General features: G+C 54.0%; 12 protein-coding genes. 2 read left to right on the top strand and 10 right to left on the bottom strand.

Annotation, left to right across the window (positions count from 1 at the left end; translation table 11 throughout):
- Window positions 1–19 precede the first annotated feature (19 nt).
- Complete coding sequence (locus tag AC2TEM_RS20720) at window positions 20–634, bottom strand: response regulator transcription factor (RefSeq protein WP_170424629.1); 615 nt, start codon at window positions 632–634, stop codon at window positions 20–22.
- 346 nt (window positions 635–980) lie between these two features.
- Here AC2TEM_RS20720 and AC2TEM_RS20715 point away from each other — a divergent pair, with 346 nt between their 5' ends.
- Window positions 981–1,472 (top strand): putative pterin-binding protein, encoded by a 492-nt coding sequence (locus AC2TEM_RS20715; RefSeq protein ID WP_480790535.1) that lies wholly within the window; start codon window positions 981–983, stop codon window positions 1,470–1,472.
- 479 nt (window positions 1,473–1,951) lie between these two features.
- A complete protein-coding gene (locus AC2TEM_RS20710; protein ID WP_480856387.1) occupies window positions 1,952–3,979 on the top strand; it encodes an ATP-binding protein in 2,028 nt (675 codons plus the stop codon).
- A gap of 396 nt (window positions 3,980–4,375) precedes the next feature.
- On the opposite strand, the gene AC2TEM_RS20705 is transcribed toward AC2TEM_RS20710, so the two are convergent.
- From AC2TEM_RS20705 to AC2TEM_RS20665, 9 genes are all read right to left on the bottom strand, one after another.
- The gene (locus AC2TEM_RS20705; RefSeq protein ID WP_480790537.1) at window positions 4,376–4,777 is read right to left on the bottom strand and encodes an Arm DNA-binding domain-containing protein; all 402 of its coding nucleotides are present in this window, start codon (window positions 4,775–4,777) and stop codon (window positions 4,376–4,378) included.
- Between the two features lie 604 nt (window positions 4,778–5,381).
- Window positions 5,382–6,479 carry a M56 family metallopeptidase gene (locus AC2TEM_RS20700; RefSeq protein ID WP_170424631.1) on the bottom strand — a complete coding sequence of 366 codons (1,098 nt, stop codon included), beginning with the start codon at window positions 6,477–6,479 and terminating at the stop codon, window positions 5,382–5,384.
- On the bottom strand, window positions 6,466–6,861 hold the full coding sequence (locus AC2TEM_RS20695; protein ID WP_008759241.1) for a BlaI/MecI/CopY family transcriptional regulator: 396 nt from the start codon (window positions 6,859–6,861) through the stop codon (window positions 6,466–6,468). Before AC2TEM_RS20695 ends, AC2TEM_RS20700 begins: the two co-directional genes overlap by 14 nt.
- A 66-nt stretch (window positions 6,862–6,927) precedes the next feature.
- Complete coding sequence (locus AC2TEM_RS20690; RefSeq protein ID WP_170424634.1) at window positions 6,928–7,329, bottom strand: DUF2160 domain-containing protein; 402 nt, start codon at window positions 7,327–7,329, stop codon at window positions 6,928–6,930.
- A gap of 8 nt (window positions 7,330–7,337) precedes the next feature.
- Window positions 7,338–8,135 (bottom strand): carbohydrate ABC transporter permease, encoded by a 798-nt coding sequence (locus AC2TEM_RS20685; protein WP_170401963.1) that lies wholly within the window; start codon window positions 8,133–8,135, stop codon window positions 7,338–7,340.
- A complete protein-coding gene (locus tag AC2TEM_RS20680) occupies window positions 8,132–8,995 on the bottom strand; it encodes a carbohydrate ABC transporter permease (RefSeq protein WP_170392846.1) in 864 nt (287 codons plus the stop codon). Before AC2TEM_RS20680 ends, AC2TEM_RS20685 begins: the two co-directional genes overlap by 4 nt.
- On the bottom strand, window positions 8,992–10,068 hold the full coding sequence (locus AC2TEM_RS20675; RefSeq protein WP_170401961.1) for an ABC transporter ATP-binding protein: 1,077 nt from the start codon (window positions 10,066–10,068) through the stop codon (window positions 8,992–8,994). Before AC2TEM_RS20675 ends, AC2TEM_RS20680 begins: the two co-directional genes overlap by 4 nt.
- A 1-nt stretch (window position 10,069) precedes the next feature.
- A complete protein-coding gene (locus AC2TEM_RS20670) occupies window positions 10,070–11,119 on the bottom strand; it encodes an ABC transporter ATP-binding protein (RefSeq protein WP_170424636.1) in 1,050 nt (349 codons plus the stop codon).
- Window positions 11,120–11,200: 81 nt separating this feature from the next.
- On the bottom strand, window positions 11,201–12,940 hold the full coding sequence (locus AC2TEM_RS20665) for an ABC transporter substrate-binding protein (RefSeq protein WP_170424638.1): 1,740 nt from the start codon (window positions 12,938–12,940) through the stop codon (window positions 11,201–11,203).
- Between the last annotated feature and the right edge of the window lie 847 nt (window positions 12,941–13,787).

Genomic DNA, 13,787 nt, shown 5'->3' with positions numbered 1-13,787 from the left:
TCCCCCCTGCGGACCCGGGTCACTCGAATCCTGCATCCCGAGCGATCAGAGCGGCCTGGGTCCGGTTTTTTGCATTGAGTTTCTTGCAAAGGGTCCGAACATGCAGCTTGATCGTGACTTCCTGAAGATCCAGCTCTCGCGCTATTTCCTTGTTGGACTGTCCACGGCACAATCCGCGTAGAACCTGTTTTTCCCGCTGGCTGAGCTGACGGGAAAAGTCGCTTTCTTTGACATCGCCATCCATACTTAGAACACTGGCCGGGACGAAGGTTTCGCCGGCGATCATAAATCGCACCGCGTTGACCAGGGATTTGGCGCCCATGGTTTTGGGCAAGAAACCAACGGCGCCCATTTCGACCGCTTCCTGTGCGATCTTGTTTGGTGCCGTCCCGCTCAATATCGCAAAAGCCTGTTCAGGGAATTGGCGAATTGCGTCTGAAAGCCCTTCGATCCCGTTCATGCCCGGCATTTCAAAGTCTAACAGGACAAGGTCGAACGGATCTTCGGATGACAGCAATTTCATCGCAGCCATGTAGTCGGGTACGGCAACAACTGCCGCGCGCCCCTCGGTTTCGAGGTAGGATGAGATTGTGTCACGGACCAAACCGTGATCATCAGCCAATAGAATTCGCATCGATATTGGTGACCTTGAACAAATGCTTTGATCCGATTTTATCGCACCCGGAATAGTTGAACCACCAAAAGGGTTACTATTTGACGAACTTTGAAAATTCATGTTGTTTTCCTAAACTATTACTCTTTGACGCTGGCTGCCAAAGCCTCATTATCGCACTCAGCGACAACTTTGATTGCATGGTTTGGGACGTCGAAAGTTCGCAAATTAGGCTGATGGTGTGACCTTTGGTGCGCTGAACTATCCTAAAGTATAGCGAGCTATTCTATTGCGTCTGAGAACGTTTCGCGGGGCTGTGTCAAAAGCGTTTTGACAAAGGTTCACCTACTCACGGACTCAATCTCGCATGCTTAAAACTTTAAAATCACTTTGCGCTGCACTCGCCATTTCATTTGCGAGTGCGGCATATGCGGATGAAGTACTTCTTACGGTCTCGGGCGATGTCGGTCTCAATGGAAACAACAACACTTGGACATTCGACAGGAAAGCCCTTGAGGCATTGCCCAATAAGTCAATCGATACAACAACGATCTGGACAGAGGGTACGCAGAGCTTTGAAGGAGTTTCCCTGGATGTGCTCCTGGACCATGTCCAGGCAGAGCAGGGGATCATACGAGCGGTGGCTTTGAATGACTACGCCGTCACCATTCCCACCAGTGATGCAACAGATGGTGGCCCGATCGTTGCCTACTCGCGCGATGGCAAGGCGATGTCTGTTCGCGACAAAGGACCTTTGTGGATAATTTACCCTTACGATGCTAACGAGGCCTATCAGTCCGAAGAAATTTATGCCCGCAGCATTTGGCAACTCAATCGATTGGAAGTCGTTGCACAGTAAGTACCGAGGAGAAGGCCATCGACACTAAAGCGCCTTTCATGAGCATGAAGAGATGGCCCATTTTTGCCTTTGTAGGCTTGCTGGTTGTGAGTCTGGCTATCGTGCTTTCCCTTGGGCGCGAGGTGAAATCAGATCTCGACGCGCTCTCTACCGCAAAAACAGACAACGTAAGCTGGCTGATGTCTCAGCTCGAAGTCGAGCTGCTTAGGTTCGAAGTCTCGGTCATTGACGCTTCATCACGTTCCAATGGTGACTTGTCCGCTGTACGCAACCGTTTCGATATCTTTTATAGCCGAGCGGATACGCTGTTTAGTAGCGAGCTGTTTTCATTTCTGCGAGGGGGTGCCGCCGCGCAACCAGCCTTGCAAGCCACTGAAGATTTTCTATCCGGGCTGACACCATTGATCGATGGGCCGGATGACCAGCTGCGCGCGGCACTTCCTGATCTGCGGGCGCAGATTCAAACACTGCGACCTGAAGTGCGCGAGCTTGCGCTGGGCGGTATTCAGGGATTTGCCCAGGAAAACGCAACTCGACGTGCTGAGTTGGCCAGCACACTAACTCGAATGGCATCATTGCTTGTTGTACTTTTCGTTGCACTGCTCTTAGCTTTTGCAGTTCTTATCAAATTATTCCGGCAAGGGCAGTTGTTTGCCCGGCAAAGCCAGTCGGCTCGCAACCGATTTGAAGCGGCCATTACCTCGTCACTGGATGCGGTGTTGGTGGTCGATACTTCTGGAAGAATTCTTGAATTCAACGGTGCCGCCGAAGATGTCTTTGGGTACCGTCAGGCCGAGGCAATCGGTGCTGATATGGCTGAACTTATCGTTCCAGAACACCTGCGCGCCCTGCACCGAAAAGGCATGACACGATTTCTCGAGACCGGCGAGCAAAAGGTAATCGGCGCTGGGCGCGTCAGGTTAGAGGGTTTGCGCAAATCGCAGGAAACTTTTCCCGTGGAGCTGTCCATATCGCTAGCTGAAACGGATGGAGAGCAAGTCTTTGTCTCATTCCTTCGGGATATAACTGAGGAACTCAAAGCCGAGGAAGACTTGCGCACTGCAAGAGACAAGGCGCGGGAAAGTGAACAGGCCAAATCCGATCTGTTGACAGTGATGAGCCATGAAATGCGTACTCCGTTGAACGGAATACTCGGCTCTGCGGCATTGATTGATCAGAGCAATCTGACGGACAGACAAAAGCGGTATCTTCGTTCTATTGAGGTGTCGGGTAAGTTGCTGCTGTCTCATGTGACTGATGTTTTGGATTTTTCCAGACTGGGTTCAGGCAATGCCTTGCGTGACAGATCAAGTTTTGACGTTATGGAGGTTGTCCACGAAGTTGCCGACAGTCTGTCGGCGAATGCAGATGCGCGTGGCAACGACTTGAAGGTCGATGTTCTCTCTGAAGAGCTTATCGACGTTCTTGGATACAGGACTGCGCTGCAGCAATGCTTGGTGAACCTGTTAGGTAACGCAATCGAATTTACGCGGGATGGATCAGTCACGATCGAAGTCGAACGACTTCATCATGATGATCTGATTGAGTTTCGGATTGCAGATACCGGGGTCGGGATATCATCTGACTATCTGGACGTTATCTTCGACGAATTTGTCACGATCGATACCGCCTTTGCACGTGAGACGAGCGGAACGGGATTAGGGCTGGCTATTACCAAAAGATTGGTCGAGGCGATGGGTGGCGACATCACGGCGTATAGTGTGCTTGGAGAAGGCAGCCTGTTTACAATGCGACTGCCGCTGCCAACCTCAAGATCTGATGTCATGAGCGAACCGGATTCCACAGACGCGCCACAGGCAGAGCTTTATCAGGGTTTGAAAGCGCTGGTGGTAGACGACAATGAAATCAATCGAATGATCTTGACCGATATGCTTGAAGATCTTGGCTTTTCGGTTGCTGAGGCTGAAAGTGGTTACGCCGCCTTAGAACGTCTTGGGTCCGAGCGATTTGATGTGCTTTTGTTGGATATCAGCATGCCGGGTATCGATGGTATCGAAACACTCGGAAAAGTTCGCGAACTGAATATCGAGTGGGGCAATTTGCCAGCGATAGCAGTTACGGCTCACGCAGCCCCAAAAGATCACGAAGTCATACGAGCAGCAGAATTTCAGGGGTTGCTGGTGAAACCCGTTCCATTGGCGGCTTTACAGTCAGAACTGTCTAAAGTTGTGAAGGTGCAAAGGGTTGAGGTTATGGAGCCAGACAATGACTTCAGGATTCGATTTGGAGCGGACAAATTCCGTGAAGCCTGCAGGGAATTGAACAACGAAGTTGTTGGTCTTATTGACAGTCTCAATAATTCCAATGAGTTAAATGACACACACAGGCAAGCGGCGCATAAACTATGTGGCTCTGCTGCGATACTCGGGCAAACCGACCTTTGGTCCAAGTTGAATGACCTTCAAAACTGCACTTCGCAGCAATGGGACGACGAGAAGGCTACTTTCTTGAGGGATTTGCAGTACGAAGCCAAACGTTGTCGTTGAAGTTCAATTCGCTGGCTACGGCCCACAATTCTCACAGTTGCACTCGAATTGGCGGGATGTATCGAAGCGATATCGGCAGGACGGCTGAGGCTTAACAGACAAGAACTTGCCGAGATTTTGATAGATTTACCTACGATCTGCGCCGAAGAAGGCGATAAAGATTCAGTCTAGCTTTTGCTCGGCTGCTCCAACGTGATGGAAAGCCTTTGAGTCGCAAATGGTAAAACCCGTGCGCCCATCGAAAATCGAATGACCCAAAATCAATGGCTTAAGCCTCTCTGAATGGCAAAACTATGTGTCGCCCGACAAATTTCCCCGAATTATGATGAACCACACTAGGTTGCTTAAACCTTTGTGTTTTATGGCTGTAGTCTCACTAGCGTGTTTCATTGAATTTTATCCGATTACACCACTATACTCACATTGAGTCGTATATTTTGTGGCATTTTTCCATGTCGGCAAGCGCTCGATGTGAACCTGACGGCTGAGTTCTTCGAAGGTCGGGATTTCGCGTTGCGCGTTGAAGCGCGGGTTCAAACCGGACTTTGCCATGCGTCGATATTCGAGGGCTCTTTCTCGGGCCTGGTTCAGTGTGACAACATCTGCGCCACCTAATCCGAAATCCGTAGGCAGCGGAGCGCCCTTGCGGTTCTTCTGTCCTTTGACCGTTACGCGCACGATCCAGCGCCGTGCGCCTGGTGGATCAACAACAAGGTACAGGCCAGAACCGTCGCCATGCCGACCCGGACCCAGATTCTCTACCAGCTGCTTTGTCAGCTTCCCGCTGAGCGCAGCCATCAAAATACCACAAAACATACCACTCGATGAAATATACTAGGGATAATTCGGTAAAACTCAAGATTATACCATGAGTTACTAAGTTCTGATTATTTGTGGGAATATGGCACGTTAGACAGGCCATACCAAACTACTGAAATTAGTTGATGGCGGAGACGAAGTCAGTAAAACTAATCCTGCAAGTCTATGTTGGGTATTCGATAAATTGAGTTTTAATGAAATTATATCAAGATAGATACCACACAACGATCGATTTCAAGCGAGGCACAGCGCAAGGTGTCATATGACAGAATGTTGGTAAAACAACGTAACAGACACTCACACAGATTGCAGCAAACGACTGCTTTGAGCCCATAGTTCCAGATGCTGCATCTTGAAGGAGTGACTGCGAAGCTCTGATTGCTGCCATTGACTGCTATCAAATCGTTCTCGGTCAATCGATCTCGAGCAACACGGGCGCCCGCATTAAAGCCGTTGATAGCGGTACTTTGGACCTGGACTCATTGAAAACCAGCAGCACCGTCGCACCGAACCTGCGACTAGCTTGCTAGCAATACTCGTGAGGCCGACTCTCCAACCCACGTCGGACTTAAATTTCGGCCTATCAATTTCCCTGATTACGAGCTTCCAGCCGTTCAAGGTTTACAACCGTCGAAAGCATAAGACGATCATGGCTCCAATCCTGAGTTTGACGAACCGAGGCCGAACCAATTGCAAGCACAACAACAAGGGAAAGCGCCGACCCAAGGAAAATGGCCGACAACTGGGTCGTCGTCACTGGTGCATCGGTCAGGGCGATCACACGCTGTCGCAGAACATGCTTTGCTTTCGGCCCGTTAACCAAGGCCACATGAAGAATGCGAGGGCTTTTTAGCTTAACCGATCGTGTGCAGTAGTCCAGTAAACAGGCGGTATAGTCGGTCGCGTCAATCCCTTTACGCGAGACGACAGACTGATCGCAGGCCAATTCGCGAAGCCGGTCAAACTGATGCTTCATAGCCAGATAGGCCGGGTTCCAGAACAGCAACGGGCGTAAAAGCTCGAAACCCAGTTCCCATTCCACGTCCAATGCGCGGATGTGCTGAAACTCGTGCGCCAGAGCAAAGCGCAGATCGCGTGGCGAGTTCAGTAGATGGCTGGGCAAAACAACGTGGCGGCGACGAAGGCCGCGTACTGCAAAGGGTACGGTCACGCGATCCGAAAGACGAATGTCCACTTTGGCCGATTGTCGCCATAGAAAGCTGGAGCTTACAGCGTTGCGAATTGCAAGCGCGTTGAGGGCAACCCGAATTGCCAGAACAGCCGCCACCAAAACCAGTGTAATCAACGCACAAGTCACAAAAACAGAGCCGCCTGACATGACATGATCAACCCAGCGTTCGCGCGTGTTCAGAAGGGTTTCGAACTGCGCAGCCGGCATTGCGATTTCGCCGCGCAAATAGGCTGCCACTGCGATATCCCCCAGCGCAACAACCCGGCCGGGCCATACCTGAGCAACAAAACCCGAAACACCCATCGCCAGAATCGGGCTGAACATAACGCCGATGCAGAGTATCTTGAGCGAACGAAGCTGAGCAACAAAGCCGTACCGCATGGGCGTCAGCGCAAGGCCTCCGCGCACGGCCAGCCAGATCAGCGCCGACAATCCAAGCACTATGTTGAACTCGAGAAACGCATCGAGAACCGGTTTAACCGCTGTCATTTTGCAGTCTCCTCTCTACCAGTGCTCGAATCTCCTCTAGATCATCTTCTGTCAGCCCCTCATCATCGACCAGCCTTGCCACCAGAGTTGCGGGCGTGTCGTCAAACAGGGTCCGGGACAAATTCTGCAACGACCGCGACTGATACCTGTCCTTCTCCAGAAGGGGTCTGTAGATCAGCGACTTGCCGTTCTTCTCGCTTTCGACAAAGCCCTTTTCATCAAGAATACGCAAAATTGTGGCTCCGGAAGTGTAGGCCAGATTGCGATCAGGTGGCAGGCGATCAAGGACTTCACGGACCGAGCCCTGACCAAGCGCCCAGAGTTCGTTCATGAACTCAAGTTCCACGTCGGTCAGAAGATTTGTTGTCTTTTTCTTTCGCATCGATCTCGGTGTCGCCATTATTTAGTATGCCTGACAGACAAGCATCCTTTCGCTGTTTCTCAAAGCTTAAACTTTCCAGAAGACGAAGACGCCCCAACCGATGGACAGGAAAAGAGGCGTCCATACAGGTTGGCCTACCAGCCCAAGCCAGGCAAGGAAGATATAGGTCGAGCCGAGCAGTGTTATGAACAACCGATCGCCCAACGTGGTTGTCAGACCAAGTACACCGCGACGTTCAAGGCCGTCGCGGAACTTGAACCCTTCCAATAGTCCAATTAGTGCGATGGCCGCGAAGATACCCACGAATACCGCCAACGTCGCCGGGGTCCAGGCCATCCAGAAATCGGGCCAAAGAGGGGCGGTCCACGAGAATCCCTTTTCCTCTTGCTGGCCAACGTTGCCCCATCCGGCTTGCTGGGCGAATGCCATCGAAGGCAGGAAGGGGAGGGTGAGAAGAAGTGTACGCATATCGAACCTCACACACGGCCCATCGCGAAACCGCGCGCGATGTAGTTGCGGACAAACCAGATGACAATGGCACCAGGGATAATGGTCAGTGTTCCCGCGGCTGCCAGCAGACCCAACTCATACCCCGCGCTGGAGGCGGTGCGGGTCATCACGGCGGCGATGGGCTTGGCCTCGACCGCGGTGAGGGTCTTGGCCAGCAGCATCTCGACCCATGAAAACATGAAGCAGAAGAAGGCCGCGACGCCGACACCCGCTTTGATGTTGGGCAGGAAGATCGTCACGAAGAAGCGTGGGAAAGAATAGCCGTCGACATAGGCTGTCTCATCCAATTCTTTCGGGATGCCGCGCATGAAGCCTTCGAGAATCCAGACCGCCAGCGGCACGTTGAACAGCGTGTGCGCGAGTGCCACGGCCAGATAAGTGTCGAACAGGTGGATTGACGAATAGAGCTGGAAGAAGGGCAGCGCGAACACCGCCGCTGGCGCCATCCGGTTGGTCAGCAGCCAGAAGAATAACTGCTTGTCGCCCAGAAACCGATAGCGCGAGAACGCATAGGCCGCTGGCAGCGCTACACAGACCGACAGCACCGTGTTGATCGTCACGTAGATTATCGAGTTGATATAGCCCCAATACCACGTCGGATCGGTGAATATGGTGACGTAGTTCTCCAGCGTGAAGGTCTGGGGGAACAGGGAAAAGCCCGACAGGATCTCGTTCGTTGTCTTGAAGGACATCGCCACCAGCCAATAGATCGGCAGCATCAGGAACGCGATATAGAGGATCGGGATAAGGGACCGCTTCTTCATTGCGCGTCATCCTTTGTCATCAGAGTGTAGAAGACCCAGCTGACCAGCAGCGTGATGGCGAAGTAGATCAGGCTCATCGCGGCCGCAGGGCCAAGGTCGAACTGTCCCAGCGCGATCTTTACAAGGTCGATCGACAGCAAGGTGGTTGAGTTGCCGGGGCCACCGCCGGTCAGAACGAAAGGCTCGGTATAGATGTTGAAACTGTCCATAAAGCGCAGCAGAACGGCGATGGTTAGGACAGTCTTCATCTTGGGCAGCTGGATATAGCGAAACACTGACCACGGGCTGGCACCGTCGATCTTAGCGGCCTGATAATAGGCATCCGGGATCGACACGAGGCCCGCATAACACAGCAGCACAACCAGCGAGGTCCAGTGCCAGACATCCATGACGATCACGGTGATCCAGGCCGACAGTGGCTGTTGTGTCATGTCATAGTTTATGCCCAGGACGTCATTCAGGAAGTAGCCCAGCAGGCCGATCTTGGGCAGAGTAAAGATATTCCACATCGAGCCGACCACATTCCACGGGATCAGCATCGGCAGGGCCATCAGGACCAGACAGACCGGCACCCAGAACCCTTTGCGCGGCATGGAAAGCGCCACGATGATACCAAGCGGCACCTCGATCAGCAGGATCAGAAAGGTGAACAGGAACTGCCGTCCCAGAGCTGCCTGAAACCGGTCGGAACGCAGGATCTGTTCGAACCAGCCCAGTCCTTCCCAGAAGAACTGGTTGTTACCGAAGGTCTCCTGCACCGAATAGTTGACCACCGTCATCATCGGCACCAGCGCATTAAACGCGACCAGCGCCAGCACCGGCAGGACAAAGAACCATGCTTTTTGGTTTTCCGTTCTCATTGCGTCCGCTCCTCGGTTGCGATCCAGCCGTCGCGGTAGACGCGAGATTGTTCGGGTTTGAATTGCAGGTACACATGTGAGCCAGGGTTGGGCGCGTTGTGTTCTGCTACGGCTTTCACCGGCGTATCACCGACCATGGCACTGACCACATAGTGTCGCCCGATATCTGCGACCTTGGTGACATGGGCAGGGATGCCGGTTTCGCCAAAGCTTATATATTCAGGCCGGATACCCAGATCGGTGCGGCCTCCGTCACCGTGGGTCTGGCCTTCCAGCATCACTTCATGGCCTTCGAATAGGGCCCGATCGCCCTTTGCTTCGCACGGCAGCACATTCATGCCGGGTGAGCCGATGAAATGGCCGACAAATGTGTGCTGAGGGCGTTCGAACAGTTCCACAGGGGTGCCGATCTGCACGACTTCGCCTTCCTGCATCACGACTACTTCGTCCGCGAAGGTCAGCGCCTCGGTCTGGTCGTGGGTCACGTAGATCATCGTGGCTTTGACGCGCTGGTGCAGCTCTTTCAGCTTGGACCGCAGTTTCCATTTCAGATGTGGGTCGATAACAGTCAGCGGCTCATCGAACATCACCGCGTTCACGTCGTCGCGCACCAACCCGCGACCCATCGAGATTTTCTGTTTGTTGTCCGGGCTCAGACCTGAGGCCCGGGTATTCAGCATATCCGTAACGTCCAGCATCTCTGCAATCTCATCGACGCGACGTTTGATCGTTGCAGGGTCGACTCCCCGGTTTTTCAACGGGAAGGCCAGATTTTCGCCCACAGTCATCGTGTCGTAGATCACCGGGAACTGGAACACCTGCGCAATGTTGCGTTGATCTGGGGGCAAGGCAGTAACGTTCTGACCATCGAACAGAATCTGTCCCTCGGAAGGCGTCAGCAACCCCGAGATGATGTTCAGCAGCGTTGACTTGCCGCATCCTGATGGCCCCAGCAGCGCATAGGCGCCGCCATCGCGCCAGGTGACGTCGATTTCCTTCAGGGCGTAATCCTGTGGCCCCTTGGGATTGGGGAAATAGCTGTGTCGCAGGTTTGCAAGCTTGATTTGTGCCATGTCAGGCTATCCTTTTGCCGTCTTGGCCGAAATACCGGCAATGGGCCGGGTTCATGTAGAAGCTGTGGTCTTCGCCCACCTGATAGGGATGGACACCCGAGGCCAGGGACACCCACGCCTCATCCCCATGCTGGAAGTGCGCGCTGGAATCCGAGCCTGAAAGCTCGGTCACGATGACACGCCCGGTCAGCTCCACGTCGGCGTCGGAAGAGCGGAACGGGGTCACCCGGTGCGGACGCACGGCGACCAAGTAGTCACCATCGGCTATATCGGTGACTTTCCAGCCACCACCGCCGACCAATTGCGCCTGCGCATCAGACACAGTGATGCGCGCCACATTGATGGGCGGGTCAGAGAACACACGAGCTGCAGAGATGTTCTCGGGGTTGCGATAGATATCTGATGTGGGGCCAAATTGGGTGACGCGCCCGTCCTCCATCAAGGCGGTGTAGCCGCCAAGCATCAACGCCTCTTCCGGTTCCGAGGTGGCATAGACGACTACGGCCCCGCGCCCGGCGAACAAGTCGGGCAGTTGTTCACGCAGTTCTTCACGCAGCTTGTAATCGAGGTTGGCCAGAGGTTCGTCAAGAAACACTGCACGGCTTTCCTTTGCAATCGCGCGGGCCAGCGCGGTACGCTGCTGCTGGCCACCTGACAACTCATGCGGACGGCGCTGTAGCATTGGGCGCAACTGCAGCAAGTCGGCGGCCTCTTCGACGCGGCCTTCGATTTCGGATTTTGCCATCCCCGCCACGCGTATGGGCGAAGCGATGTTGTCGAAAACGGTCATATGCGGGTAGTTCACGAAGAACTGGTGTACCAAACTGATCTGCCGCTTTTGCGTGTTCAGCTTGGTGACGTCCTGCCCGTCCATCAGAACTTTGCCTGAGGCGATCGGGTCCAGCCCGGCCATCATCTTGATCAGCGAGGTTTTGCCCGACCCCGTCGCGCCCAGCAACACGTTGAAATGGCCAGTCTTGAGCGTCAGGTTCGTAGGCTTGATATGGATGACATTGCCAACCCGTTTGGTGGCGTCTTTAAGTTCGATCATGTCCGTGGGTTCCGGTCCTTCAGTGCGTCGCACTGGCCTTGGGGTGGGGATGCCGCACACGGCACCCCCGGTTTCGCTTGCTTACTGAGACTGCCAGCGCTGAACCAGTTCGTCATAGTTGACGGTCTGGCCCTGCGGCTTTTCGTTCTCAAGCTTGGCCTTGGGCGAGCCCGGCTTTTCCAACCAGAAGGCGGCATCCTGCGGCTCGTTCAGACGCGGGCCACAGCCACCGTAGACACCGGCGCTTTCGTCAGCGGCCTGCATCCGGGCCATAGTGATGTCCATCTCTTCTGCCAGACGGTCCATCGCCTCTTGCGGGGTGAAGGCGCCCGAGTTCACGTCACCGATCTGCTGCCACCAGATCTGGGCCAGCTTCGGATAGTCCGGCACGTTGATGCCGGTCGGTGACCATGCCACACGGTCGGGTGAGCGGTAGAACTCGACCAGACCACCCAGCTTGGGTGCGCGCTCGGTGAACGACTCGTGGTTGACCGAGCTGTCGCGGATGAAGGTTAGGCCCACATGGGATTTCTTCACGTCGACAGTCTTGGACGTCACGAATTGGGCATAGAGCCAAGCCGCCTGAGCACGATCCGCAGGCGTCGACTTCAGGAAGGTCCACGACCCCACGTCCTGATAACCAACCTTCTGGCCTTCTTCCCAATAGGGGCCGTGCGGGCTGGGCGCCATCCGCCACAGCGGCGTGCCTTCGTCATCCACGGTGTTGTTGCCTTCGGACTTCGGCTTCACCATGTCCGCGGTGAAGGCGGTGTACCAGAAGATCTGCTGAGCCACGTTGCCCTGGCTGAGCGCCGGCAACGACTGGTAGAAGTCGTAAGACGCCGCACCCGGAGGCGCATACGCTCGTAGCCATTCATCCCACTTGCGGATCGCATAGACCGCAGCCGGGCCGTTCGCAGCACCACCACGCGAAACGGACGCGCCAACAGGGTTACAGGTGCCCGCTTCCATGCGGATGCCCCATTCGTCGACGGGGACGCCGTTCGGTTCACCCACGTCACCAGCGCCGGCCATCGACAGCCAGGCGTCAGTCATGCGCCAGCCGAGGTCAGGCGCGCGCTTACCATAATCCATGTGGCCATAGATCGTGGTGCCATCGACTTCTTTCACGTCATTGGTGAAGAACTCGGCGATGTCTTCGTAGGCCGACCAGTTGACCGGAACGCCTAGATCATAGCCGTATTTCTCTTTGAACGCGGCCTTGTTGGCTTCGTCATCGAACCAGTCCTTGCGGAACCAATATAGGTTCGCAAACTGCTGGTCAGGCAATTGATACAGCTTGCCATCAGGGCCGGTGGTGAACTGAATGCCCATGAAGTCATCCAGATCCAGCGTTGGCGAGGTTGTCGCCGCCCAATCACCTTCCATCATATCGGTCAGCGGATAGGCCAACTGCAGGCGCGAATGTGTCCCGATCAGGTCGCTGTCGTTGACATAGCCATCATACAGGTTCCGTCCGGTTTGCAGCTGAGTCTGAACAGCCTGAACCACTTCACCTTCGCCGAGAATCTGATGATTGACCTTGATCCCGGTTATTTCCTCGAACGCCTTGGTCAGAACCTCGGATTCATAGGAATGCGTCGGGATACCCTCGGACAGGACATTGATTTCCATTCCCGAGTACGGTTGTGCAGCATCGATGAACCACTTCATTTCGGACAACTGTTCGTCCTTCGACAAGGTCGATGGCTGGAATTCGTCGTCGATCCAACGTTGTGCTGCGGCTTCGTCGGCCCAAGCAGGACCATGCCCCGCAATGACGGCCGCTGCCGCCACGGCGGAAAGTAGATGTCTCCGCATCTGTCTCCTCCCAAAGATTATGTGATCCGGTGCAGACCGGATGGCAAACAGCATCGATGATATTCAGCACAGCTGTCAAACTAAAATTTTAGTAACAGCGAAAGGTGTTGTTAAGTGTAAGATAATGAACGATATTTTTACCATCGAGGTATTTAAGATTTAATACTTGTTGAATTAGCTAGTATCTGTGGGTGCTGAAAACATCGCGTAACTAATTCTTGAGTCGGCTTATTACCCGCTGCTCAAATGCGGATTGGGTGAAACACAAGGCTAATGTCCGCTAACTTCAAAGTTCAACTAGCCTGTTCGCAATTGCAGCCAAAGTTTACTCTCCCACCCGACCTGCAGGTGACTGCAGTCGCGATCCGCCAGAAGCTGCCGTTCGGGCGATCGCAGCGAACTCACCCTTTGTCCGCATATCGGTCATTTGGCGAAAAACGATCAAAGTCTGTTGTGCGGACATTACTGCCAACTGCCATCCGCATTTTTACTCCAAAGGACCGCAGTCAGCCCAAAGCGGACATTCGTAACAAGACTTTGTGATTTCCGGGGCCGGATGTAGGTGCGCTGACAACGCTGCATTCCCAACATTGATTTCATTGAAGAAAATCTTGGAACTTTGCGCATAACTTTGCACGATTTTCCCTTAAGTTTGCATGCTACGGAGAACCCATCGAACAAACAGGCTCTCAGGCTTTCATACGGTGCCCAAATGCAGTTTATTCCCAATCGCCAGCAGACGAGCGCCAAGTCTTGGTTTCCTCATCCCAAACATTGGCTGTGACGCAAGGGGTTGGGTTTATTCCGTCGCAATTGGATCCATGAATATCCGCAACAACAACGCGTT

Source organism: Ruegeria sp. HKCCD3925 (assembly GCF_057221175.1).
This window is presented reverse-complemented; position numbering and strand designations above follow the sequence as displayed.